Origin of the sequence: Methanococcus voltae (assembly GCF_017875395.1) — an archaeon.
Lineage (GTDB): Archaea > AGJL01 > Methanococci > Methanococcales > Methanococcaceae > Methanococcus > Methanococcus voltae_C.
Window position 1 is genome coordinate 331,841 of the sequence record NZ_JAGGMO010000001.1, and the last position, 24,435, is coordinate 356,275.

27 protein-coding genes are annotated in these 24,435 nt (G+C 27.4%); 13 read left to right on the top strand and 14 right to left on the bottom strand.

Going from position 1 to position 24,435, the window contains the following annotated elements; translation table 11 throughout:
- Positions 1-74: 74 nt before the first annotated feature.
- Positions 75-971 (bottom strand): shikimate kinase, encoded by an 897-nt coding sequence (locus J2127_RS01505; RefSeq protein WP_209731670.1) that lies wholly within the window; start codon positions 969-971, stop codon positions 75-77.
- 150 nt (positions 972-1,121) lie between these two features.
- Between J2127_RS01505 and J2127_RS01510 the strand changes: the two genes are divergently transcribed.
- Positions 1,122-1,709, top strand: a complete 588-nt coding sequence (locus tag J2127_RS01510; protein WP_209731671.1) for a DUF447 domain-containing protein — start codon at positions 1,122-1,124, stop codon at positions 1,707-1,709.
- Positions 1,710-1,765: 56 nt separating this feature from the next.
- Here J2127_RS01510 and J2127_RS01515 read toward each other — a convergent pair whose 3' ends face one another.
- The 3 genes from J2127_RS01515 to J2127_RS01525 all read right to left on the bottom strand — a co-directional run bounded on the left by J2127_RS01515 (position 1,766) and on the right by J2127_RS01525 (position 4,720).
- Positions 1,766-2,869 (bottom strand): class I SAM-dependent methyltransferase, encoded by a 1,104-nt coding sequence (locus J2127_RS01515; protein WP_209731847.1) that lies wholly within the window; start codon positions 2,867-2,869, stop codon positions 1,766-1,768.
- Between the two features lie 173 nt (positions 2,870-3,042).
- The gene (locus J2127_RS01520; protein WP_245326406.1) at positions 3,043-3,492 is read right to left on the bottom strand and encodes a hypothetical protein; all 450 of its coding nucleotides are present in this window, start codon (positions 3,490-3,492) and stop codon (positions 3,043-3,045) included.
- A 205-nt stretch (positions 3,493-3,697) separates the two neighbouring features.
- Positions 3,698-4,720, bottom strand: coding sequence for a type II glyceraldehyde-3-phosphate dehydrogenase (locus tag J2127_RS01525; protein WP_209731672.1), 1,023 nt, complete (start codon positions 4,718-4,720; stop codon positions 3,698-3,700).
- Positions 4,721-5,236: 516 nt separating this feature from the next.
- Between J2127_RS01525 and psmA the strand changes: the two genes are divergently transcribed.
- The 9 genes from psmA to J2127_RS01570 all read left to right on the top strand — a co-directional run bounded on the left by psmA (position 5,237) and on the right by J2127_RS01570 (position 11,318).
- Positions 5,237-6,001 (top strand): archaeal proteasome endopeptidase complex subunit alpha, encoded by a 765-nt coding sequence (gene psmA, locus J2127_RS01530; RefSeq protein ID WP_245326407.1) that lies wholly within the window; start codon positions 5,237-5,239, stop codon positions 5,999-6,001.
- Between the two features lie 239 nt (positions 6,002-6,240).
- A complete protein-coding gene (locus J2127_RS01535; protein ID WP_209731673.1) occupies positions 6,241-6,945 on the top strand; it encodes a ribosome assembly factor SBDS in 705 nt (234 codons plus the stop codon).
- A 612-nt stretch (positions 6,946-7,557) separates the two neighbouring features.
- Complete coding sequence (gene rpl37A, locus J2127_RS01540) at positions 7,558-7,848, top strand: 50S ribosomal protein L37Ae (RefSeq protein ID WP_209731674.1); 291 nt, start codon at positions 7,558-7,560, stop codon at positions 7,846-7,848.
- Positions 7,849-8,178: 330 nt separating this feature from the next.
- On the top strand, positions 8,179-8,319 hold the full coding sequence (locus tag J2127_RS01545) for a DNA-directed RNA polymerase subunit P (protein ID WP_013180592.1): 141 nt from the start codon (positions 8,179-8,181) through the stop codon (positions 8,317-8,319).
- A 25-nt stretch (positions 8,320-8,344) separates the two neighbouring features.
- Positions 8,345-8,887, top strand: coding sequence for an rRNA maturation protein (locus J2127_RS01550; protein ID WP_209731675.1), 543 nt, complete (start codon positions 8,345-8,347; stop codon positions 8,885-8,887).
- A 19-nt stretch (positions 8,888-8,906) separates the two neighbouring features.
- Entirely contained in the window at positions 8,907-9,170 is a 264-nt protein-coding gene (locus J2127_RS01555; RefSeq protein ID WP_209731676.1) for a KEOPS complex subunit Pcc1, read from the top strand.
- 60 nt (positions 9,171-9,230) lie between these two features.
- A complete protein-coding gene (locus J2127_RS01560) occupies positions 9,231-9,572 on the top strand; it encodes a prefoldin subunit beta (protein WP_209731677.1) in 342 nt (113 codons plus the stop codon).
- A gap of 231 nt (positions 9,573-9,803) precedes the next feature.
- Positions 9,804-10,880, top strand: a complete 1,077-nt coding sequence (locus J2127_RS01565) for a DHH family phosphoesterase (protein WP_209731678.1) — start codon at positions 9,804-9,806, stop codon at positions 10,878-10,880.
- Positions 10,881-10,940: 60 nt separating this feature from the next.
- The gene (locus J2127_RS01570; protein ID WP_209731679.1) at positions 10,941-11,318 is read left to right on the top strand and encodes a dihydroneopterin aldolase family protein; all 378 of its coding nucleotides are present in this window, start codon (positions 10,941-10,943) and stop codon (positions 11,316-11,318) included.
- Positions 11,319-11,494: 176 nt separating this feature from the next.
- Here J2127_RS01570 and J2127_RS01575 read toward each other — a convergent pair whose 3' ends face one another.
- The 10 genes from J2127_RS01575 to J2127_RS01620 form a co-directional block, all read right to left on the bottom strand.
- Positions 11,495-13,297 (bottom strand): DUF2341 domain-containing protein, encoded by a 1,803-nt coding sequence (locus tag J2127_RS01575; protein ID WP_209731680.1) that lies wholly within the window; start codon positions 13,295-13,297, stop codon positions 11,495-11,497.
- Between the two features lie 226 nt (positions 13,298-13,523).
- Complete coding sequence (locus J2127_RS01580; RefSeq protein ID WP_209731681.1) at positions 13,524-14,063, bottom strand: hypothetical protein; 540 nt, start codon at positions 14,061-14,063, stop codon at positions 13,524-13,526.
- A 106-nt stretch (positions 14,064-14,169) separates the two neighbouring features.
- Complete coding sequence (locus J2127_RS01585) at positions 14,170-15,051, bottom strand: hypothetical protein (RefSeq protein WP_209731682.1); 882 nt, start codon at positions 15,049-15,051, stop codon at positions 14,170-14,172.
- Between the two features lie 147 nt (positions 15,052-15,198).
- Entirely contained in the window at positions 15,199-15,633 is a 435-nt protein-coding gene (locus J2127_RS01590; protein ID WP_209731683.1) for a hypothetical protein, read from the bottom strand.
- Between the two features lie 244 nt (positions 15,634-15,877).
- Positions 15,878-16,357 carry a class III signal peptide-containing protein gene (locus J2127_RS01595; RefSeq protein ID WP_209731684.1) on the bottom strand — a complete coding sequence of 160 codons (480 nt, stop codon included), beginning with the start codon at positions 16,355-16,357 and terminating at the stop codon, positions 15,878-15,880.
- 173 nt (positions 16,358-16,530) lie between these two features.
- A complete protein-coding gene (locus J2127_RS01600) occupies positions 16,531-17,559 on the bottom strand; it encodes a hypothetical protein (RefSeq protein WP_209731685.1) in 1,029 nt (342 codons plus the stop codon).
- Entirely contained in the window at positions 17,549-18,703 is a 1,155-nt protein-coding gene (locus J2127_RS01605) for a DUF515 domain-containing protein (protein ID WP_209731686.1), read from the bottom strand. Before J2127_RS01605 ends, J2127_RS01600 begins: the two co-directional genes overlap by 11 nt.
- 223 nt (positions 18,704-18,926) lie before the next feature.
- A complete protein-coding gene (locus J2127_RS01610; protein ID WP_209731687.1) occupies positions 18,927-19,337 on the bottom strand; it encodes a class III signal peptide-containing protein in 411 nt (136 codons plus the stop codon).
- Positions 19,338-19,557: 220 nt separating this feature from the next.
- The gene (locus J2127_RS01615; protein ID WP_209731688.1) at positions 19,558-20,574 is read right to left on the bottom strand and encodes an A24 family peptidase C-terminal domain-containing protein; all 1,017 of its coding nucleotides are present in this window, start codon (positions 20,572-20,574) and stop codon (positions 19,558-19,560) included.
- A 140-nt stretch (positions 20,575-20,714) separates the two neighbouring features.
- Positions 20,715-21,083 (bottom strand): cysteine-rich small domain-containing protein, encoded by a 369-nt coding sequence (locus tag J2127_RS01620; protein ID WP_209731689.1) that lies wholly within the window; start codon positions 21,081-21,083, stop codon positions 20,715-20,717.
- A gap of 353 nt (positions 21,084-21,436) precedes the next feature.
- Between J2127_RS01620 and J2127_RS01625 the strand changes: the two genes are divergently transcribed.
- The 3 genes from J2127_RS01625 (at position 21,437) to J2127_RS01635 (ending at position 24,395) form a co-directional block, all read left to right on the top strand.
- Positions 21,437-22,321 (top strand): HDIG domain-containing metalloprotein, encoded by an 885-nt coding sequence (locus tag J2127_RS01625; RefSeq protein WP_209731690.1) that lies wholly within the window; start codon positions 21,437-21,439, stop codon positions 22,319-22,321.
- 79 nt (positions 22,322-22,400) lie between these two features.
- A complete protein-coding gene (locus J2127_RS01630; protein WP_209731691.1) occupies positions 22,401-23,072 on the top strand; it encodes a 4Fe-4S binding protein in 672 nt (223 codons plus the stop codon).
- 45 nt (positions 23,073-23,117) lie between these two features.
- Positions 23,118-24,395, top strand: a complete 1,278-nt coding sequence (locus J2127_RS01635; protein WP_209731692.1) for a DUF2117 domain-containing protein — start codon at positions 23,118-23,120, stop codon at positions 24,393-24,395.
- The last annotated feature ends 40 nt before the right edge of the window (positions 24,396-24,435 follow it).

Here is a 24,435-nt window from a genome sequence, read left to right on the forward strand (position 1 = left end):
TATCGCATGATTGGGATAAAATACAGTTGAAGATTAAAATATGATAACATAAATTAAGAAAATAAAAAAATTTATCATTCTAAATTAGTTATTTTAGATTTTGAATTACAAGCTTCTGTAATATATACTTTTCCGTATTTTTCAAGAGATTTTACGATATTTGAAACATTTTCGGCTTTACAAAGACCTATGTAAGAAGGTCCTGTTCCAGAAAGCCCAAAAGTTAAAGCTCCCGACTCTAATGCTTCTATAGATATGCTTGTAGGAAAATTCAACGTAGACGCATAAAATAATCCGTTCATAAAAAGGGCTTCATAGTAATTACCTATTAAACAGTTATGAAATGCTATTTCAACATAATTTTTAATTAATTTCATACGTTCTTTGTTTAAATTTTTTTGATAATCTTTTGGAATTAAAACGATTACTTTCAAATCTTTATCATTAAATGTGTCTCTTTTTAAAATTTTTCTATTTTTATTATCCGTTATTGTAATTCCGCCGTAGTAAGAGGCTGTTGCATCATCATAAGCTCCTGTAATTGTTAAATTTTCATCAAAACAGGATTTTATACCTAAATTAATTATTAAATCATCTAATTCATCGATAATTTTTTCATTAGCTTTGGTATATTTTCCTAAAACTCCCATTGTAGCGAGAGTGACTGCGTTAGCTGTTGCACTACTACTGCTTAAACCAGATTTTATCGGCAGATTAGATTTTGTAATTACATTTGCAGAGTAATCTAATTTATAATAATCTAAAATATTTTTTACACAAGTTTCTATTAACTTAGAGGAAATTCCATTTTGCCCTTCAATTTTTCCTTTTATGATTTTTTTGTGGTCGTCTATTAACTCCACAGTTGCTTCAACCCCTAAGTTTATACCGAATGCAGAGCCTTTATTTGTAGCAATGGCGTTTATTATAGTCCCTGAACCGTGAGATATTGCAGTACATTTTGAATACATTTGTTCACCAAATTATAAATATTTAAAAATTACAAAATCTTTATTATATAATTCTTATATAGTGATATGTAATTAAAATAATTATTGAATAAATAATCCAATAAGTATTGTAATGTAACTTAATTCTAAAAAATTTAAAGTAGCGATATTATGAAATACGAGTATGTTTTAACGTCTTCTTTATTAAATAGGGCCCCGATTGGAGCAAAAACTTCGGATTTTAAAAATTTTATAATTAATTTATTTGAAGGCTCTCACACTTATGAAATGCTTAAAAATGAAGATATTATAATTTTAAATGTATGTAATCCATTAATTATTGCAGAATCTGTAATTGACGATGTAGGAAACTATGAAAAATTAGAATATAATGGAAAAATTTATTATTATATTAAAGAATCTGAAAAAATTGATATAATTAAAATTAAAAATCGTAAATTTAGTAGTTTTAAAAATGAATATGGTACCTCCCATATAATGAATTTAGAATGTGAAAAAATAGATGAAAAAATCATTGAAACTAATATAAAGTATCAGAATGAACTTAAACCATTTAACAGAGCCGATGGTTTACTTGTTGAAATTGCAGTTCTTTATTCCCGTATAAATTTAGTTTCAGAAGCTGAAAAAATTAAAATGATAGAAAAAATTAGAGAATATGCGAATATAATAAAAAAAGTAGGTTCTAAAGAGCATGTTTTAGTATTAAACAAATTTAAAGAACATATTGACTTTTAAATTCTTATTTCTATTTTTTATTACGTTTATTATTTCTATTTTTATTTTTATAAATATTATTTATTCGTTTTATTGATTTTAAAATCAATTACAAAGACATATTCACGTGGAGAATAGGACTTTACAACCCTGCTTTCCAAAACTTCACAATCACATTTTGATTTAAATAAATTTATGCCCTCATTTACATCTGCCCCGACCATGTAATAATGTATTGTTCCACCTTCTTCCACTAAATCCAAAGCTTTATCGACAAATTGATTTGCATATTTTGGTAAATTCATAATTATTCTATTACCCTTTAAATCTACCTTTCTAACGTCTTCTAAGATAGGAACTATTTTATTTTCCAAGTTATTAAATTTTATATTCTCTTTTAACAATTTTATAGCTTCAGGGTTGACGTCTATAGAATATATCTTTTTTGCATCCTTGCACGCAATTGAATAAGGTCCTACACCACAAAACATGTCTATTATTACGTCATCCTTTTCGACTTTCTGCATTATTCTATTTCTTTCCCAGCTCAGACGTGGTGAAAAATACACTTTTGCGACGTCTACGTATAACTTATAGCCGTTTTCCTTATAAAGTGTTAAAGTTTCCCCTTCTCCGGCTAAGTGCTCTAAATCTCTTACACGATATTCTCCTTTTACGTCACTTTCTCGCCTAAAAACAGCTCTTACAGAAGGTATCAATTCTTTAGCCTTTTCTCCAAGCTTTAAACGTTCTTGTTTATCTATTTCATCAGAAATTTGCAATATTACAACATCTCCAATAATATCGTATGCGTGTGCTATTTTTCCATTTGTTAATTCGTCACCGTAGTTATTTAAAAGATAATCTTTAAAACTTGGATTTTTTTTACCATTTGACTTTTCAAAATCGGCTTCTTTTGTGATTATAAGTTCAAAATCTACATCTTCAATTTTATTTTGACTTTGACTTTGGTTTTGATTTTGACTTTTAAGTATAACGTTTTTTAAGGTATTTTTTAAGTCTTCTTCACTTATGTCTTCAATTTCTTCATAATTTAATGGTAAATATAATTTATTATCCATTTTTTTTAATTTGTAGTCCTTATTCAACAAATTATAATCTAAAAGAATTCTTCGTATAAATTCCCCGTTTTTCAAATCGGTCTTTATTGCTTTTAAAATTGGATTATTTTCACTTTCTTCAGCATTTATTTTTTCAGTATTTATTTTCAAAATTTCACCATATGTGACGCATAATAAAATAATACATATTGTTTATTCATTTTACTTTTAATTTATTTTAGTCATATTATTTTTTTATTAATTTTGTTTATTTTATTTTTAGATATATTATTTTATTTATTTTTTAATTTATAATAATGGTATTCTACAGTTTTTAAATTAATCCCCGTGGTACTTGCTATTTCTTTGGGAGTTTTACCTTCTTCCATTTGTTTTTTTATAATTCCTTTCTTAGTTGTAGGACGACCTTTTTCAGTCATTAAGGGCTTTACAGTAATTCCTATCTCACCTAATGCTTCTAATATCTTTTTATTAGTCCTATTATACTTTGAAACGGGTAGGTATATTTCTTCCACATCACAAACTTCCAAAAGCTCAATTATTAAGGATTTTGTTAGTTCTTTGTTTAAATAAATTCCTTCTTCTTCCTCATTTAATTCATCTAACCTATCAACTAATTCTTCGATGGACTTCGCCCTTAATTCTGTTACATTTAATTTCTTTTTTAAATTTTTCAAACTTTCTAAATTTGTGTTAGTTGATTCACTTAAATTTACATCCATAAATACCACTTTAAATTATATTATTATGAGTTAGTACTTCCTATATTTTATAATTATTTGTGATTATAAAAGATAAAAAAATAAACAGTTTACGTATAAAATTATTAAAGTTAATAAAATTAATAAAAAAAATAAAATAAATTAAAATAAAAATATAAATAAAAAAATTAATATTTGGTAAATTCTATACGTAGTATATAATTGCTTACTTCATTAAACCCATTGCTTTGTTTGTCATTTCAATGGATTTCATGTTATCTTCTTCCATTTGTAACATAGCTCTTATACAATCTACGTTTTCAGGTATAACGTCACTTTCTTGATGAACTGCTTGCATCATGAAGATTTCATTGTCAATTACATTGATACTTTCTTCCCATACTGGAATTTCGTTTAAATCGTATCTTAATCTACCCATATCTCTTGACATTTCGATTAAAGCTGCTGTTGAATCTAAACCTTCTGAAGCTTTTACCGTAAAAATCCTTGGTGTTTTAGCAATTGCATCTAATAAATCATCTTTTGTAGTTCCTGTTGTTTCAACCATTAATGAATGCATGTGCATTAATGTTGTAGGCACAATAACAGCTGAAGAAATAATTTTTCCCTTGAATTTGTCGATTACTGATTCTACATCTGGACCATGGTGTGAAGGTACGTCTGTTGATGGTATGATTGCATTAACTGGACCTTTTTTAGAGTCGTTAGGGTCTACAGCTCTTCTTACTAATACAACTCTTGCTTTTAAAACATCTGTTACGGAATCTATTGCGTAAAGTGACCTGCATAATCCTGTTGTGTTACATGAAACTAATCTAATAGCATCTTTTCCATAACATCGGTCATAGCTCCATAATGAGTTAAATGAATCTTCTGCATCGGTTGCTTTTTCTCCACCTTGTATAATAGATTTAACATTGTTTTTTTTGTAGATTGTTTCCAAATTTTGTTTACCTATTTTCTTAGGTGCTCCGTCAACCACTAAATCAGCATCTTGAATTACATCGTCAAGTGTACCTGATATTTCCAATCCTGCTTCTTCAAATAAGTGAGCTCTTTCAGGTACTGCTGCGTATAATTTGTAACCTTTCTCTAATGCCATTTTTGCTTCAAAATCAGGCTTTGTTTTTGTTACTCCAATAACTTCCATATCCTTCTGACAAGCTACTGCGTCAGCTACTCTTTTACCTATCGACCCATACCCATTTACCAATATTTTTGCCGTCATAACATCACCATATCTGAATTTTTTTTATATTTATTTTTTTTATTATTCATTTTTTATTATTAATATTATTAATATTATCATTTATTCTTATTATGTTGTTTCTTAGTTATTTTAACTATCGTATTATATATAATAATTTGTAACCTATGATATTAATATTTTATATTATTTTGTATTATTCCCTATTTATTGTAGATAAATACTTATTAAATACGTATTAGATACCAATTAAGTAATATTGAAATGCAAATAAAAATATTAAAGTATAATATAGATGATACACATATAATCTAATAAATAACTTTAAAATATAAAATTATATAAAGGAATATATTCAATATTATATGATATTTACGAAAATAAAAATAAATTATTAAATTAAAAATAAAATAACTAAAACTTAAAGTAATAAGATGAATATATGACTATATGAATACAATACATAAAAAGTGTATTATTACAAATTATAGTTTAATTTTCTCAATATGAAAATAGTGCTTAGAAAGGAGGATAATTATGCAAATGGTTCCAGGAGCATCAGGATACGATAGAGCAATCACAATATTCAGCCCAGAAGGTAGATTATACCAGGTTGAATACGCAAGAGAAGCAGTTAGAAGAGGTACTACCGCCGTAGGTATTAGATGTAAAGATGGGGTAGTTTTAGCAGTCGATAGAAGAATTTCAAACAAATTAGTAGAAATATCATCAATCGAAAAAATATTCCAAGTTGATGACCACATTGTTGCTGCTACGTCCGGATTAGTTGCAGATGCTAGAGTATTAATCGATAGAGCAAGAACAGAAGCCCAAATAAACAGAATCACATATGGTGAAAAAATTACTGTTGAAGCTCTCTCCAAAAAAATCTGTGATATTAAACAAGCTTATACACAACACGGTGGAGCAAGACCATTTGGTTTAGCACTTTTAATTACGGGAATCGATAAGCATAGTGCTAGATTATTTGAAACAGACCCAAGCGGTGCTTTAATCGAATATAAAGCTTCTGCAATCGGTTCAGGAAGACATGTTGCAATGGAACTTCTCGAAGAAAAATACAATGAAGATATCACTGTTAACGAAGGTATGGAATTAGCAATATACGTTTTAAACAAAATAAACCCTGAGTTAAATGCTGTTAGCGTAGATATGGCAATTGTAAAAGATAGTGAAAAATTAGTTGAGAAAAAATCAGTTGAAGAAATCGAAACAGTTATAGAATATGTTTCAAAAGTTATTGAAGAAGAAAATAAAATTGAAGAAGGAAATGAAGAATAAATAATAAATAATTAGTTTAGGTGCAAATCATATATTAAAGTATGAATTAACCAAAGAAATACTATCAAAAGCTAAATTGTAGTTAAAACTAAAATTAATTACCCAATTATTTAATTAATTAAATAATTGGGTAATTATTTTTAATTTGACTATTTTAGATTATTCATTTATTTTCATATTTCATATATTATTATTGTTTTGGTAAGGTATTAACACAAAATATATTAAAAAGGGGTATTATGGCATCATTAGATAATGCGGTTATGGCTAGATTACAATCACACGGTGAAAAATTCGAAATATATGTTGACCCGTATTTAGCAGCCAAATTTAAAGAAAATAAATCATCTGTGGATATTTCTGAGATATTAGCATCAGAAAATATTTACAAGGATATTTCAAAAGGGGAAAAAGCTCCAGAAGAGCTATTAATGAAAGTATTTGAAACTTTAGATAGCAAAAAAATTGCTGAAAGGATCATACTTAAAGGACAAGTTCATTTAACATCAGAACAAAGAAAGGAAATGCAAGAGCAAAAAAAGAAGCAGGTTATATCCATTATTGCTAGAAATACCATCAATCCACAAACAGATACCCCTCACCCGCCTAAAAGGATTGAAAATGCCATGAACGAGGCTAGAGTTACAGTTGATTTATATAAGAGTGCCGAAGAACAGATCAACGATGTAATAAAAAAACTTAGATTAATTTTACCTATGAAATTTGAAAAAAGAGAGGTAGCAGTTAAACTTGGGGGAGAATACGCTGGTACAGTTTACCATTCTTTGTCAGAATATGGGACTATTAAAAAAGAAGAATGGCTTGGAGATGGGTCACTCGTATTTGTAATTGAAATTCCGAGTGGTATTGAAAATGAATTTTACATGTTTTTGAATAAAATAACAAAAGGATCTGTGCAAACTAGAGTCTTGAAAAGACTCTAAATTCGATTTATGATTTATGAAATATACTAAATTTTTTATTTTTTTAGTAATTTTATCTTATTATTATCTTATTATTATCTTATTATTATCTTATTATTATCTTATTATTATCTTATTATTATCTTATTATTATCTTATTTTTCTACTAATTTTTAGCCATAATATATAGGTTTATATATTAAAAAACAATACTAATTTTAGATATATCTCATAATAGTTTCAGGGCAAATAACCCAAAATTATGAGACGATACTTGGAATATTTTATACCATAGATAACTTTATATTGTAGTATGGGATATTCTATAAAGTAAATATATCGTGGATATGTGTAAAACTTAATTTAACATACAATATTAAAATGCACATCGAATTTGTATTTTTTAGAATTCAATGTGACTAATTATTGAATGAAAATAATTTCATTCTAAAAGGATTATCGTTTAAATTTATAAAATTTAGAAATAAATCCAAAAGCGATGAAATAACCCATATTAATTAATATATGAATAAAATAATGTTTATAAACAAAGTTAAATCGAAAACACATGAAATTACAATTTAAAGATAATAAATCGTAGTTTCAAATATTTTTAAATTATTAGGTGATAACATGGTAGAATACAGCCACACTAAAAAGGTTGGTTCAGCTGGTAGATTCGGACCAAGATACGGTAGAAAACTCAGAGTAAGATTAAGAAACGTAGAAATGAAACAGAAAAAAGCATACAAATGTCCTGTATGTGGATTCCCTAAATTAAAAAGAGCAGGAACCTCAATTTGGGTATGTTCAAAATGTAATGCTAAATTAGCTGGTGGAGCTTACACCCCTGAAACAGGTTCAGGAAAAGCTGTTACAAAAGCTATCAGAAGAGTTATTGACAGCAAAAACAGACAAATTTAATTTATTAAATATTCTTACTTATTTTATTTTAATTTTAGAGATTTAAAGATAATTAACCACTTTTAATAATTAGGTTATACTGATTATATGGATTATATATGAATTTATTTTATGATTATTTTAGATTTTAATTGATTATGGGTATTATTGACCATATGACTGGATAATATGAATAATAGGATTGTATTGATATATTATTTATAAATGAATAAAAATATATAATTTAAGTTACTATGTATAAAACTCATAAGGTAAATTAAAATTAAAGATTATTGTAATTTATTTATTATTTCAAATTAAATATGGAAAATATACGATTATGGTGATAATATGGTAGAATATAGATGCTCAAATTGCCAAAGAATAATAACTATCGATGATATAGGTTCAAAAGCTAAATGTCCTCACTGTAGTAACAGGGTATTGATAAAATTAAGACCTAAAATAGTTAAAAAAGTTCAGGCAAGATAATTAAAAGGTTAAGTAGGTTAATAAAATGATAATAACCACATCTAGAAAACCTTCACAAAGAACTCGTAGTTTAGCAAATGATTTGTCAAGAGTTTTTAATGTAAAAACTGTTAATCGAGGTAAAACTTCGGCTTCAGAATTACTCGAAAAATACAAAAATCTAATGGTTATCGAAGAACTAAAAGGTAATCCAAATAAATTAAAGATATATGATGTTGAGAATAACAAGGTTTTTTCAGTAATCATAGCGGCTAAATTACAAAGAGAGATAATCTCTGAAAAAATAGACATTCAAAATAGTATTGTTTATGATTTTGAAGACAATTGTGGAGAATTTAGAAAATTATTTACAAAATTTTTGTTTAACAACATAAAAAAGCCAATTTATGCTATTAATACCAATAAAAAAGATAACATAAATTATACGCTATTAAAATTCAATAAAGGTTGTGAAGGAGTATACTTTTTAGATTTTTACGATGTTAATGAATCCACAACTACACATATGGGACCTAAATTAAAAATTACAGGTCATAAAATCTTTGATATTTTTGAAGATGAAGAATAAATTTATTATTCGTGAAATAATGGAAAAAAATAACGAAAATCCATATTTTGAACTTGAATTAAAGTTTGAAGATGATGAAATGGCTAAAACTATTTACAATAGCATATATGTTGAGCATTGTGATAGTCAAATTCGTTCAAAATGTGATATGAGCATTGTGGACAATGTCATAAAAATATGCGGAAGTGCTGAAGAGGTAAGTATATTAAAAGCTTCAGTTTATTCTTATATCCGATGGATAAAAACCGCTGAAAATATATACGAAATTATAAATAAAAGATAATATTAAAGTTTGAATAATATACTTTAGAATATACTAAACAGATTAAAGAGGATTGATAATATGGATATTCCTGCAGATGTTCAAAACCAAATTGCACAATTTCAACAATTGCAACAACAATTGCAAATGATTATGATGCAAAAACAACAATTCGAAACACAAATGAAAGAATTTGAAAAAGCAATTGAAGAAATGGCAAAATCAGAATCTGACGAAGTTTTCAAAATGGCTGGCGGAATCTTAATTAAAAGAAACAAAGATGAAGTTAAAATTGAATTAGAAGAAAAATTGGAAACTTTAGGCATTAGAGTTGCTACATTCGCTAAGCAAGAAGAAAAAATGCAAAAAAGATACGAAGAACTCCAAGAAACATTACAAAGAGCTCTTGAAAATACTCAATAATTCAATATCTTAATAATTCAATAAATACGGTAAGAACATACAATTATAGTTCTTATCCTTATTATTTTACTATCATTTTTTAATTAAATGATGATAATTACTCAAATATTTAACTCTATTTTACAAACATTTAACAATGTTAATTACATATTAATACATTATTACTTTACAATTGGATATGTATTAAGGAAAATTAAATTTATAAAATTTAAAAGAAAAGACGATGATTTTATGAATAATAAATACAATATAGAAAAATTAAAGGAAATTCTAAAATCCGACGAAATTTTATTTTTATGTCATCATAATGCAGACCCTGATGCAATAGGTGCATGTATAGGCCTTAGATTTTTAGCAGAGCATTTAAACAAACCTAAAAAATCAAAGCAGAATGTTGACGTGGACGATAAAACTAACGATGAAAAAAGCCAAAGTATGGGAAAATACAAAATTTCAGCAAATTCAATTAGCAAGATATCACGCAACATACTTGAAGAATTGCCATCTTTGAATTACGATATTGAAATTTTAGAATATCCCAATATTCCTAAAAAGGTTTTTTTAGTAGATACATCTTCAATTAACCAAATAACCGTTAATGAAGAAAAATTATATGGATCATTTCTTACTATGGTGGACCATCACAAAAAAACGGAATTATCTGACAAATGCGATTTTTTAATAGTTAATGAAGAATCTACATCTACTTGTGAAATGGTTACGCGAATACTTAAGGATATTAATTTATTTCCCCCAAAAAGTGTTAGAACCGCATTACTTTGTGGTATAGCATACGATACAAAACATTTGAAACTTGCTAGTGAAGAAACCTTTAAAATGATTACATGGTTGATTAAAGATTTAAATTTTCAGAGAATACTCTATCTTTTAAGCCAAGAAAGTGAAAAAGGGAAACGAATTGCACACTTGAAAGCATGCAGTAGAATGCAGATTGAAGAAATAAACGGCTTAATAGTCACCATATCAAATGCAAGTTCTTATGAAGCATCCTGTGCAAAAACTGCGGTTAGTATTGGTGCAGATTTAGCCTTAGTTACTGCAGTTCGAAAGAGAGATAGGCAAATAAGAATAAGCTCACGTTGTAGGAAATCGGTTTCTAAAAAACTCCATATGGGCGAACTAATGGAAGAAGTAGCTCACAAAATACATGGTCAAGGTGGAGGACATGCAGAAGCTGCAGGTTTAAACGCCAATTGGGATAAAACTACTTCAAAAGATGAAGCAGTTTCCAAAATAATTAAAATTTGTTTAGATACGATTAAGGAAAAATTAAACTCTAATAGCTAATCATAGAATTATTAAAATTATAATATAATATAATATACTAAAAATAAATATGGTGTGTTTATGGATAATTTAAATGAAAAAAGATTGGAACAAGATGAGATATTCGATAGTTACTTTAAAAATTTAACTGAAAAAGAAAGAGCAGTATTTGAAGGCGGTATTTCCATGGGTGCGTTATTCCATCAGTTTGTAGGAACTCCCATAAGCATGAATTCAAAAGGGTGTTTAGAAGAGGCCATAAAAAGCGCTATGGAAAACCAACCCTTCATAAAAAAGGCTCTTATAAATATTAACTTAGAAATTGCAGAAAATGATTACGTATCACTAACTGGTGAAATGTTAGATGTCACATTAATTGTAGGACAAGAAAAAGAATACAAAATAAGATTAAATTACATACCTGAATTGAATTATCCGTTGATGTATGTTGAAGATTAAATTTAACATTCTTTTTAATCAAATTACAATTACTTTTTTTACTTTTTTTACTTTTTCTTTTTTATACTATTTTAAAAACAATTTAAAATTTAATTTAAAACTATTAATATCGAATCTAAAATTAAGTAAATAAAAAGAATTAAAAAATAAAAAAATAAAAAATAAACTATATTAGATTATAGGTAGGAAGATACGGTAATTCCATAACCCCAATTTGAATTATTTAAACCTGTTAACATATCTACTATCGAAGGACTTGTCGGGTTTTCTACAAATACGGCATTTGAACCGCCTATTTCATATTTATCTGAAGAAGTAGGTGGTGAAATATAAATTAAATTATTTCCTAAGGTACTTCCTGAAACGTACGGATCCAATTGTGCATACTTTCTTACTCTAAAGTTATCATAGTAAAGCTCAGGATTATTTAAGTTATCACCATTTGAACTTCCTAGTATGAAATAAGAATCTCTAGGTCTATAAGTCCCATATTGTGCATAATTATGATATATTTTATTATTATAGTGGATATAATCATCCAATGTAGCCACTTGTATCCTAGTATCGCCTGTAACGTGGTTCATCATCACTTTAAGTCGATACCAGGTGTCCTCAGAAGGACTATATCCTGAATCAACACCTATCCATTCTTTATCATTTTGTAAAATATAACTATCTGCAATATAACTATAGTAATACTCTTCGTAGTATTCTCCGAGCATTAAATAATTCTCATTTAATGGAATATCCCCATAGAAATTGTTAGTGGTAAAGTAGTATATATAATCACGAGAGCCACCCAATTCAGCAGTATAATACCCTAATTCATAAATACCATTGTAATCCCCGTAAAAACCCATTAATAATTGAGGGGATGAGTAACCATCCTCTTTACCTTTTAAATCCACTTCTGCAATATATGGTTCTCCCCATATTGGGTGGTATATATCATCTCCGACAACTGAACTTAGTGGGTCATAAGTAATCATTCGCGGAGGCTGGTAATCTGCAAGTGAATAAGTCATATTGCTATTATATAATGGATTGGAAAATGGACTCGTGCTTGTATCATAATCCCACTCATTATTATCTTCAAATATATATTTCTTAAATATTGTATCGTTACTATTCTCAAAATCATCAAACATGGTGAATACTTTCTTACCATCTGATATTCCCGTACCATCATAATGGATATCCACCTGCTGAACAGAATTAGCGCTTAAATTCATTTTTAACCATAAAAATGCCTTAGGTCTTAGTGATGATGAATTCCAGTATTCGACCCAGTAATTTAATTTTGCACCATTATGGTAAAAGTCTAATCCTTCACCATTGTTATTCCTATCAAAATTATAATTTGAGTTATTTAATATAATAAATACTGGGAAATTCTCTAAATCTTGAGCATTCGGATTTTTAATATATAAAGAGTCTTTTTTATCACTCATTACATAATGATAAGCACTGATTATTGTTTTAACAGTTACGTTTTTTGAATCCTCGTAAGATTTACTTCTCAAAGCCCCAGATTTTGACAAATTATAATCTAAAGTATATTGCAAATTGAATGTAAATCCATTTACCATTGAAATATTTGTTATTTCAAAATTGTAATCCAAATCATAACCTGAATTCTTATAAGTAGTTTTGACGGCCTCTAAATTATTATGAACCTCAGTTTCCATATGATTATCCAGATAAGTTAACACACTATCAGTATTATCAAAAAATGGGTCATCACTACCCGAATTATGACTATTTATAACCTGGAATTCTGCATCATTTAGAACTTTGTTAAAAACTTTGGGTATAGAATTAGAAACCATTATTTCTAAAGAATCCGCTTTCAAACCCAATGTATTAGCACTAGCTTCCTCTAAAGCACTATTCTTATACGTATCTAGCATTGTAAAAGAAATAACGCCGAATAGCATTATCAAAAGTACTAGAGTTGTTGTAGAGTGGGAAAGATACATAATATCACAACATTATCTTCTTATATTCATGTTCTTTTATTATTATTACTATTATTACTATTATTCTTCGTAATTTTTTTAATAACTCTCATATCATAAATTATAGCTTATTAATTATAGCTTACAAATTAAAGGTAAATATGAATATACTAACTATAAAATTAAAATTAAAATTAACAAATAAACATATTAAATGTTTTTATCAATTATTTAAGTGGTTGATTAATTATTTGGAATATAGTGTTAAGGATGCATTTACCGGCAATCCTGATTTATGATAATACAATACTTTTTTACGATCTGCAGATATGGAATCAGACGCTCTAAAAGCCGTATCTTCATCAGAAAATGGACCCATTGTATTTATATTTTTAGAACCAAACTGGGTGTTCCAATATATTACATACCAACCGCTTGAACGGTTCATTTGAACAACTGTGTGGACTATTGCAAAATTTTCGTTTACCGTGCCTTTCGAGTAACTATAATTGCCAACCACCAAGTTATAATCACCATAATTTATCCGGCTATCCAGGTACGAATCAATTATTGACGATTCAATATCTGTATTAAGCAACACTATCACATTTTCCAAAGTACCTTCAGATAATAATGATTCCATAGCAGATATTGCCTTATTATTTAAAACATTGAATTCTACTGCTTCAGTGTACCCTTCTGTATCTTCAAATACTGCAACAGTGTAAATAGACGTCCCTACAATTAAAATTAAAATTGCAAAAAGAACATCATAGTCAAATATCATACTTAAATCACCGATAGTATCTTTATTACCTTTTTAATACCATATTTGGTTATTTGTTATAAGTAATATAATTTTATAAATTATATATGGATATGATTTAATCAAATTAAGCGCCTATACTTAATGTAACATTTTGAGATTCCATTTTAAGACCGTAATTCACTAAATTATAATCATTTGTAACTGTGAAATAAATATTATTAGTTTCTGGATTATTAACTACACTTAATAATTTAATTTCTAAGTAATTTCCATTGTTATAATCTAAAAATTTTTCAAATTCGGAACTTGATTCTGTGGTAGATAATGTTCTATTCGTTAAAACACCATTTATTTCAAATATGGCATTTGTTGGAACATCCGAACGTATTGTAACGTTACCTAAAGCACCCTCGTCATTATTTTTGTAGTAAAATATTTGACCTTGATTCATTGTAAAGTAGTACTTGTATCCAATTAATTTAGATAGTGAGATAGGCACCAATTTTTTGCCATTAAAATTATAAACTTTTCTACTAAAAATCCCTTGGTGTTTTGAATTGTTTATCACCAGGAAATTAATATCTGAAACCGATATGTCCGTAAATTGATATTCATACTCATAATTATACGTATCATCACAATTAGGGTCATAACTACCCTTTATTTTTTCAGTACCATAATAATGTCTTGTTAAAGACGTTAAAAAATTATGATAATCTACTTCGTAATTATCTGAAGGAAATTCGTAATCCTTGTATATTTTTGCTGCAAGTAAATTAACTTTTTGCACTTCTTGAGTATCCTGTACTTCATTTTGGGAGGTCAATAAAGAATTAAACAAATTAGAGGTAATTATGAAAAAAATGATTAAAAATAGCATAATTACAATTAATGCTTCATAGCTAAATATATAACCTTTTTTTGACCGCAATTTGCGGGTTAAGATATTTTGACCATTGGATTTAAATTGGTCAGAATTTCTAGCTACGCCTCCCACTTTTGCCAAATTTTTACTTTTTTTAATAATCTTCATAATTTACCTTTCAAACGTTCTAATCGTATAGAAAATACCATAATTATATTTATTATTGATATAATTATTATTATTATTATTATTATTATTATTGTTAGTATTAGTATTGGTAATACTATTTTACGCTAATTCTACATTTAACTCTTTTGAGACGTAAAAATCATCAACTACTACTTTTAAAGAGTTTCCCATATCTATGCCGGATGATTCAGCATTTTTAGTCATTACTCTGGTACCGTTTTTATAAAATGTTATAGTTGTTTTTCCGGTGATATGTATTACCTTATTTGCGTAAAATATATCATAATTTTTTCCATATATTCTATCAAAACTTGAATTTAGTACTAAATCTTTATTATAAGCCACTATTGCAGTATTTTCAAATATATTAAGTACTGCATCTGCTGAATTAACTATTTCTGCCTTTTTAAATTCATTTGCAGTATTTATAACAATATTTCCAATTATTGAAAATGTTATGATGATTAACAGCATAGCTATTAAAAAATCATAAGCAATTTGCCCCCTATTTGTTTTAAAACTACCTATTTTCATAGTATCGACTTTTTAACCGCAGAAATTTTAAATTTTAAAATGTTGGTTTATAATATCAAATATATTGAGTATGTTGAATATATTGATTAATTAAGTAATAATTTTAAAATTGTTTTAATATGTTATTCTCATAACTAATTCTCTACTTTATAATATTAAATATATTCGAAAAAATATATAATTTTATGGATTAATCATAAGAAAAATATTGAATAAATTAAAAAAGAAATAATTTAAATTAGTTTTAAGGTATTAATTCAATCTTTACTTTATTATCTTCATTTAATAGTTTGAAAGATAACAATTTAGACGTGTTTACATAAAAAGAATTGCTATTGAGCATTTCTATATCCGTATCTAGACTTGCACTTACTTCATATCCATCCCCTGAAACGGAAATATTACGCGTTGCAAAGCTCCAAGTTGATTCAGATGGAGATTTTACCCTTACTAATTTATAAGAACCTTCATCAAGACTAGCTATCATATGGATATTTGACTTTAGATTTGACAAACTACCATGTGCTAAACTAGCTTTAGCAACTTCAGTGGTTTTATCTAACCCGAATAAGCCTGGAATTATAGTTGCCACTACAACAGATGCCAATAGCGCCAAAAATAATATTGAAAATTCCATAGATATTTGACCTTTGACCCCCCTAAATTTTCTACCAAATATTTTTTTTGAATTATTATTGGGCTTAGATTTGGATTTAATTGTCATATTATCCTCCCATTTAATTTTGGCAACTTAATATAAAATTAATAAGCGTAACAAGATTTTAAAAGTGATAAACATTATAAAAGTGATAAAATATAGATAAGAATTAATTAATAAATAAAATTATATTTTTATTATATAATATATTCTATTTATTCTATTCATTTTTAAAATAATTAAATAAATAAATCTTCAACCTCTAAATCTGAAGATTTTGGCTCCCATTTTACTACATAATAAAATCCGACTTCTTCAGGTGAATCTGTAGTATATGCAAATGCAGGCACATCTAAAGAATTACTGTTTATTGAATAATCAGTGAGTGTAGGTAGTAAAAAACTATCAATGTGGTTATGTTTACTAGATAATTCTTTAAATTGACTTATCCAAGTATTGTAAGAATCCATCCAAGCTTTTGGACCATTTATAGCTTTATACGTATTTATTTCCGAATAACCATTTAATATAATTGGTGCTGGCATGACTATAGATATGGTGCCACCCGCTAAATTAACCAAATTGCCACGTACATAAAGTCTCACATTGCTCAACCCTATGCCGTTATTTTTATATGCAGGTATAAATTCATTCATATCAATTACTTTGATATTTGATAGAACCATTGGCCCAACAATTTCCATTTTATCTTCGGTATAATCCAAACCTAAATCATCGCCCCTAGTTATGTTAACGATAATTTTTGGGATGCTAGATTGTATTGTATCGCCATTGTCATCTTCTTCATCATTGTCGTTTTCCTCTTCGTCTTCTTCATAATCTACAACTAGATAGTCAATACCTGCGCCATAAAATTTAAAAGTTACCTTTGAATATGGTGGTATCCAAAACCCAGTTCTACCATTTAGTTCAGATAATGGATCTACGTCCACATTTAACATGTCATACTCGTAACCATTATCATCATAATCATCATAATCTAATGTTTTAAAATATTGAACTTTCTTTAATTCTTTAATTTCATATTTAACTTCCGTTGGAACATTTACAAAAACCGAATAAGGGTTATTATTCGTCATATCTCCCTTAAATTCCCAATTTGTATTTATAGAAGCTATATTGGTCTCCGCAAATGTTGTATTTACGGATAATAATATAAATAATATGAAAAAGAAGAATATGGGAATTTTAAAGTTAATATTCCCTTTCAAAGTGTTAACATCTCTGCCTTTAGAGTTAGACCTCATCCAAACCACCTAATGTTCTTACAATTACAAGTTCTTCACTATTCTTCGAAATAAGCATTGGAATTTGCTCTGAAGGTATTGACACAATTAATACATAATTGACATTATCGTCAAATATTTGAGTTTTTTCTTCAATTTCATTTAGTTTTTGCCCATAACTTGAAAATTTATTACTTACGCTACCATAATCCAATTTTCCTGCTACTGTAGCGTGCAATATTCCTGGTACGTTGTCCAATGTATAGGATACAGAAGAGCTACTTTCTAAAGTATCTTCGTTACCATCATCTTCTACTACGGAGGATACACGTTTAGTTTCGGAATATTCCAAGTTAGATAATGCCATGTATGAATTATCTACAATTGCATATGTTAAGAAATTAGTGTCATTCTTTGAATATATTTTAATAAATTCGCCAATTTCTGGTAATTTACCACATTGGTCCGAATTTAACATTAGGGTTACTTTATCCATTCCTTTAACGGAAGTTACTGAAAATCCATCTAAACTTCCTAAATTTAATGATTCTACGTATTTCTTCAAATTATCTCTATTTATAAATATCCTAGTGGTTTTTGTTTTGACATAATAGTATTCGTCACCAGATGATAGCTGATAATCCACGTAACTATTCAATACAGTTGTTATTTCAGATTTTATATCAATGGTACTGAAATATTCATCTATTTCATCAATACTATTTGCACTTTGTATTTTACGAACCAATTCTGGCGCCCTACTACTGTAATCATAATAAGAACCATACATGGCGATAATTTGACCTATGGACGAATCTTTATATTCCTTGACCTGTATATAATCAGTAGCTTCATCGACTACTTCGTTAACTTCCGATATAGATTGACTATTTTGTATTTTGGCAATAAAAGATAACCTTCGATGGTCTGATGGATAAGCTTCAAACAGATTATTTACAGTAATTATGGATGATTCCTTGGTTTGCTCCAGCCTGACCTGATCTTCAGCTTTTATATTGGTATATATGTAGTAAGAACTAACAATAATAACTGTTATCAGTGCCAATATCAAAACCGAACGAAGGTGCCTATAATAAATTCTTGAAGATTTTTTTGATTTTGACTTCAAAGACTTTACTTTATCGCTATACTCCTCAGCAGACATTATTTCCCCCTTAAATATAACAATATTGTCAATAATTAATGATAAATAATGGGTATCATAAATAAAATTAAATATAATAAAAATTTGAATAATTTGAATAATTTAAATATAATGTACCAAGTACAAAATACTCTTTTTATAATGTACTCTATCTTTTACATTTTATATTAATTTATGGGTTTAGATTAGCGATAAGTACGAGGTAATTTACTCATAAATTGGTTTAATTTTCAAATTGTAAGGTAACTGTAGCATTTGCAGATAAATTATCCGTAATATAATCTCTTAAATATTCTTTATCAGATTCGGAAATTGGCGTATCGTTTGCCAATACGATTGTTATATCATATTGACCTTCACGGTTGATTATCTCAGAACGTATGAAGTATAATCTTGCATCTGAACCATTATAACCTGCATTTAGAAAATTTACGGCAGATTTTGCAAGTATATCCACATCACCCACATTTTTAACCTGTTGGTTTAAAACATCGTTCATGAAATGGGAAGTCATAGCATAAGAAATTACAAGTATTGCCAATACCATAACTGAAAATTCCAAAGATAATTGACCTTTTTTACCCCTTTTTCGACGATTATTCATTTTAAAAATATTATTTTCTATTTTTTTCAAAGTTTCACCGAATAATGTGAAATTATTGAGAAATTATTTTTATACAAGTATATTTAATTCATAGATTATTTCACATAATATATCATATTTTTTTTATGATATATATGAATATAGTAATTATTGATGATAGTAATTATAAATGAATAACTGAAATCATGTCATGATAAATTAAACCATAAAATAAGAATAATAAAATAGAAAATAAAAATAAGAATAAAATTTAAATTGGGTAAATATTTAAGTATTTTACAACTAAAATTGTTATATAACTTAGCAATACAAAAGGTACGAAAGGATAAGTTTTTAAAATATTTAATTCATCCAATTTACCTTTAGAATTTAAATCCCTTATCAATTCCATTTCTTCATTGGATATACCTTCGCCATCTAAATTAATAACTTTGCCTTCTATTTTTCCAATTTGGGCATTAAACATTATTTTTATACGTTTTAAAAGTCCAGAATTTTCAACAGTGACATTTTCACCGTTTATGATAATTATATCCCGTATAATATCGCCTTCATTTAATTCAGAAACGGGCTTTTTCGTAGATATTTCTTCACCAGTTAAAGCATACAATACTACTGAAAGTAAGCATAATTCTAGGCCATAAACTATGAAAGTCATTAGTACATTTTGAGTTACGAAATAAGAGCTATCTACCAAATATATTATAATAAGATATAATGGTGATAAATAACCCAAATATTTTGATAAAGTTCGATAACCTGAAAATTTCCTAATTGATATTATTGATAAAATTGCAAAACCCCAAACAAACAAAGTTTTGAAAGGTAAACCATAAAAAGTTACCAAATAAGTAATAAAGCCAATTATCATTGCCATATATCCTGCAGAAGGTACGATTTCTTTCCAATATTTTATAAATATGGATTTCATTGGCCAAATACTTGCAAATATGAAACTTAACAAGATTATTGCAAAAATTGGGATGGGGATGTATAAAAAGCTAGAATATGCAAATATGGGCGCCAATGTGGCAAAAAGCTTAATATCTCCTCCCCCCATACCTACACCAAGTATTAAGCCCAAAATTAGCGTAGATATTAATGCAGTTATCGAATCAAAGCCGAAATAATAAAATCCAACAGAAATGTTTATCAAAAACATAAAAATTGTGATATAATGAGGTATTATCTTTTCCTTTATATCGGTGTAAGTAGCCAAACCAATTAATAATCCATTTAAAATGTATGCAATAATCAAAAAATCCATAATTCCACGTTTAAATCCATATAGTTCTATATTTTATTTAATTATTTAAAATATAGTAGTTATTTGGTTATTATTTTAATTTATCTTATTTTTATCTTAATTTATCTTAAGTATTTTATATATTACTTATTTTAATTTCATTAGTCATTATTCTTTCCAAGTTTATTTTCTACATTCTTTTTAATATTTTCCAATATAGATGGGTCTTCGTCTAATTTCTTAACAGCTTCTTCAATAGTATCCATTTGCGTGATTTCTAATATTTGTTTCAAAACTTCAGAAGCTATTTCGGGTTTATGAATCCATTTACATTTCATACAGCTCCATATTTTAGAACCATCCTTTCTTGTAATGCAATCTCCCAACTCTTCATCATTACAGGGGTAAAATGGACAATAGCACCATAAACACGATTGGCCTTCATAATGGCAAGGGTAATATTCGCAGTTTGTATTTGAACCAGATGTTTCCAATACTTTTTTTAAATGTTGTTTTGCAAGTTCTATCATATTATTACACCCATATCTAAATAATATATACGCTTTAATTAATTTTATTTACTCTAAGTTATATTTACTTATTTTAGTTACGTTATTTACGTTATTTATTTTTTATTATAGTATAATTTATAACTATGTTTACGTATTTAGAATATATCATTCTAAATTATTTATTAATTGCCATTTTATTTTTGGTAATTTATATTTGTCATTGTAGTTCATAGCAGATTAATATTAAAATTTTAATTAATTCTAAAATGGGTCATAATGATATATTTATTACACATGTGTGACATATGAATATTGAATTAAAATAAAAATATTAAAAAATTGCAAAAATTAAATAATAATTGAGGAACAATATGGTAAATCATAAAAATAATATGGATAACTTAAGCATTGAAAGCCTATTTGATGAAACAAAGAAAATAAAAGACCCCGAACTTAGAGAAAAAACAATTGAATTTATAAAAAATCCGATTCCAACACATTGTGAAATAGAAAATTCAAATGTTTCCTTGGAAGAATCCCCTGCGAGTGTTAAAAGACATCATAAATATCCAAAAGGACTTTTAGAGCATACTATGGCAGTTACTAAACTATCCTACAATATTGCGACAGCTTTAGAAGATGTTTATGGATTAGAACTGGATAAAGATTTAATAGTTTCGGGAGCCTTACTTCATGATATCATGAAACCCCAAAACTACGTATTAAAAGAAGAAATAAAAGAATATAAAGTTAGAAATAACGAAAATAAAGAAAGTAACGGAAACAAAAATAATGCAGATTGTGAATCTGAGAAACCTGGATACACGATTGAAACGAAAGTTATTAGAAGATTTGACCATACTTCAGATTTCCATTTGGAACATTTGACATTGGCGGTGTCAGAATTATATAAAAGAGATTTTCCATTGAAATTGATTAAAGTAGTTTCGAGTCACCATGGTGATTTTGGGTCTTCACGTCCTGATTCTATAGAAGCTTGGATTATACACCTTGCTGATAATATGGACGCTAATTTAAACGATATAGCAATTAGAATCGGAAATTCAAGGGCAAGAGACTTAAATATTGAAGATAATAAATTATACGAAAAAATAACTCCTTTGAAAATTTATGAATTACGTTCACATATTGGAAAAGACAATTTAATTGAATATTTAAAAGAGTTAATGGAATTAAACCCAAAAAATGAAAATGACGACACAGTTGAAAATAATAATAATAATGCTAAAAATTAAATTAAAATAAATTAATTTAAACCAAATTAACGGTATAATAATATAAAAATATGGTTTATTTTTATATTTTAGGGATACTATGCTAAAAAAAACAGTTAAAAAAGGTATTTCGAAGAGCAAACTATTAAAAAATATTCTTTCAAACGTTTTAAATCCAAAAGAATTTGAAAAACAGGCTAGGACTAAAAAACCCTTGGTTATAGAGTGTTTAGCTTGTGGATTATGTGAAAAAGCTTGCCCCACTGAATCAATAACCGTATTCAAATTTAAAGATGTTATTTGTGAAAATTGTGGAGCTTGTGCAAATGTATGTCCAGTAGACGCAATACATGAAAATAGGTTTGATATAGATTCTGAAAAATGTATAAAATGCGGTTATTGTGCGTTATTTTGTACAATTCCTATAATTATGAATGAAATACCTGTGATAAAAACACCATACATTACTAGGGAATGCAACGATTGTGGTCTTTGTATTCCAAAATGCCCCGAAAAAGCCATATACTACGATAAAAAAGGTAAAATTACAATATCTGATAATTGTAGTTATTGTAATATTGGCAATAATGTTCAAAATTCAAAAAACGAATGTATGATTTGTAAAAATTATTGTCCAATGAATGCTATAATATTGCCCAAAGATTACAACAAGTCATGTATTATAAAATTAGATATCAATTCGTGTATATTTTGCAAAGATTGCCAATATATATGCCCACTAGATGAAAATGGGATAGAATTTAACGAATAAAACTAAATAGTTAATAAAATTAAATAGTTAATTGAAAGTGAAATTATGGAAAACAATTTTTGTAAAAATGTTTTAAAAATAGGAATTGTAGTTCATGGGCCCGAGATTATCGACAGTGGATATGCAAAAAAAATAATTGATATAATTAAAAATTATCAAGTTTCCGCTGAAAATTATGTTGAAAAAGAAATATTTGTAAAATTAGGCGGTACTATGGGTAGGGTTGCTGTTATAGATAATAATTTAGAAGAAATTATTGACATTTCTGAAAAATTAGTACCCTCTAAATCGATTCAAAAACTTGGGGAATTCAATGACGTCTTATTTTTGCTCAATTATGGAAAATCAAAAATTACAGGACATACATTCGGTAAAATAGTCATAAATAACTCCAAAATCCACAAACCAATTGTTCAAATTGAAAGACCTGGCGAAAAAGATGGAACAATAATATTATGGAATAAAAAGTTTTTAAATGACGTTGATTTAGAAAATAAAGATAATGAAGATATAGCTAAGGACAATACCTGTGATGATATAGAACACTTTATTGACGAGTTGATCGAAACTATCAGTCAAAAATTTGATATCGCCGTTGAAAATTGCATAAGTGAAGGCATGAATGTCTATTACGATGAATTAGGGAATCAATATCGTAAAATACATGGTGTAAGCCCTGATGAATCAATTATGGTTAATGGTATAGTAGTAGGGCGCTCAAAAGGAGAAGAAGTTACGATCATTTGTAAAAATGGAAAACTTGTAGATATTGAAAATGCAAATGTCAAATGGCATGGTGTTGAAAAACTAGGAGATATTGATTTAAATAAAATAATTATAAAAACCGGTATGTTAAGACGGCACAGCAACTTTTGTAAAAATAATGATGAAACTAGTGAAATTAAAAATAAGATAGATAGTAAAGACATTGAAAATGTGCAAAATGTTGGAAATCTATTATTTATACACCATGCTGGCGAAAATACATTGGAAATGTTAAAAAATGGTCCTGTTTCAGCAGTTGTAACCATTGGTGATGATACAACCACTGTTTGTGGGGACATACTTGCAAGATTTAATATTAAGATAATTGGCATTACTGACGGAGATAAAGACGAAATTCTCGATAATCCTAGATTAACCAAAGGCTCAAAAGTTTTTAAAATATTGAATGCTAAGGATGACGATGTAGGCGACTACATTATTGAAAATTCAAAATTTGAAGATTTTAAAACTTTTGAGGAATATTTTAACCATGTTTTTAAATTATTAGCTAATTATTCCCCCAAATTGGAATATACTCTTGAAGAAATTAACAATTAAATAATATAAATTTTACAGATTTATAATTTTATATATGGTT

Bases quoted from the DNA above. Each gene is read 5' to 3' on its own strand.
- J2127_RS01615 (WP_209731688.1), bottom strand. From the start codon at position 20,574: ATGGATTTTTTGATTATTGCATACATTTTAAATGGATTATTAATTGGT.
- J2127_RS01570 (WP_209731679.1), top strand. From the start codon at position 10,941: ATGGATAATTTAAATGAAAAAAGATTGGAACAAGATGAGATATTCGAT.
- J2127_RS01525 (WP_209731672.1), bottom strand. From the start codon at position 4,720: ATGACGGCAAAAATATTGGTAAATGGGTATGGGTCGATAGGTAAAAGA.
- J2127_RS01520 (WP_245326406.1), bottom strand. From the start codon at position 3,492: ATGGATGTAAATTTAAGTGAATCAACTAACACAAATTTAGAAAGTTTG.
- J2127_RS01555 (WP_209731676.1), top strand. From the start codon at position 8,907: ATGGAAAAAAATAACGAAAATCCATATTTTGAACTTGAATTAAAGTTT.
- J2127_RS01505 (WP_209731670.1), bottom strand. From the start codon at position 971: ATGTATTCAAAATGTACTGCAATATCTCACGGTTCAGGGACTATAATA.
- J2127_RS01560 (WP_209731677.1), top strand. From the start codon at position 9,231: ATGGATATTCCTGCAGATGTTCAAAACCAAATTGCACAATTTCAACAA.
- J2127_RS01545 (WP_013180592.1), top strand. From the start codon at position 8,179: ATGGTAGAATATAGATGCTCAAATTGCCAAAGAATAATAACTATCGAT.
- J2127_RS01510 (WP_209731671.1), top strand. From the start codon at position 1,122: ATGAAATACGAGTATGTTTTAACGTCTTCTTTATTAAATAGGGCCCCG.
- rpl37A (WP_209731674.1), top strand. From the start codon at position 7,558: ATGGTAGAATACAGCCACACTAAAAAGGTTGGTTCAGCTGGTAGATTC.
- psmA (WP_245326407.1), top strand. From the start codon at position 5,237: ATGCAAATGGTTCCAGGAGCATCAGGATACGATAGAGCAATCACAATA.
- J2127_RS01620 (WP_209731689.1), bottom strand. From the start codon at position 21,083: ATGATAGAACTTGCAAAACAACATTTAAAAAAAGTATTGGAAACATCT.
- J2127_RS01625 (WP_209731690.1), top strand. From the start codon at position 21,437: ATGGTAAATCATAAAAATAATATGGATAACTTAAGCATTGAAAGCCTA.
- J2127_RS01630 (WP_209731691.1), top strand. From the start codon at position 22,401: ATGCTAAAAAAAACAGTTAAAAAAGGTATTTCGAAGAGCAAACTATTA.
- J2127_RS01635 (WP_209731692.1), top strand. From the start codon at position 23,118: ATGGAAAACAATTTTTGTAAAAATGTTTTAAAAATAGGAATTGTAGTT.
- J2127_RS01550 (WP_209731675.1), top strand. From the start codon at position 8,345: ATGATAATAACCACATCTAGAAAACCTTCACAAAGAACTCGTAGTTTA.
- J2127_RS01580 (WP_209731681.1), bottom strand. From the start codon at position 14,063: ATGATATTTGACTATGATGTTCTTTTTGCAATTTTAATTTTAATTGTA.
- J2127_RS01595 (WP_209731684.1), bottom strand. From the start codon at position 16,357: ATGACAATTAAATCCAAATCTAAGCCCAATAATAATTCAAAAAAAATA.
- J2127_RS01605 (WP_209731686.1), bottom strand. From the start codon at position 18,703: ATGTCTGCTGAGGAGTATAGCGATAAAGTAAAGTCTTTGAAGTCAAAA.
- J2127_RS01600 (WP_209731685.1), bottom strand. From the start codon at position 17,559: ATGAGGTCTAACTCTAAAGGCAGAGATGTTAACACTTTGAAAGGGAAT.
- J2127_RS01565 (WP_209731678.1), top strand. From the start codon at position 9,804: ATGAATAATAAATACAATATAGAAAAATTAAAGGAAATTCTAAAATCC.
- J2127_RS01575 (WP_209731680.1), bottom strand. From the start codon at position 13,297: ATGTATCTTTCCCACTCTACAACAACTCTAGTACTTTTGATAATGCTA.
- J2127_RS01590 (WP_209731683.1), bottom strand. From the start codon at position 15,633: ATGAAAATAGGTAGTTTTAAAACAAATAGGGGGCAAATTGCTTATGAT.
- J2127_RS01535 (WP_209731673.1), top strand. From the start codon at position 6,241: ATGGCATCATTAGATAATGCGGTTATGGCTAGATTACAATCACACGGT.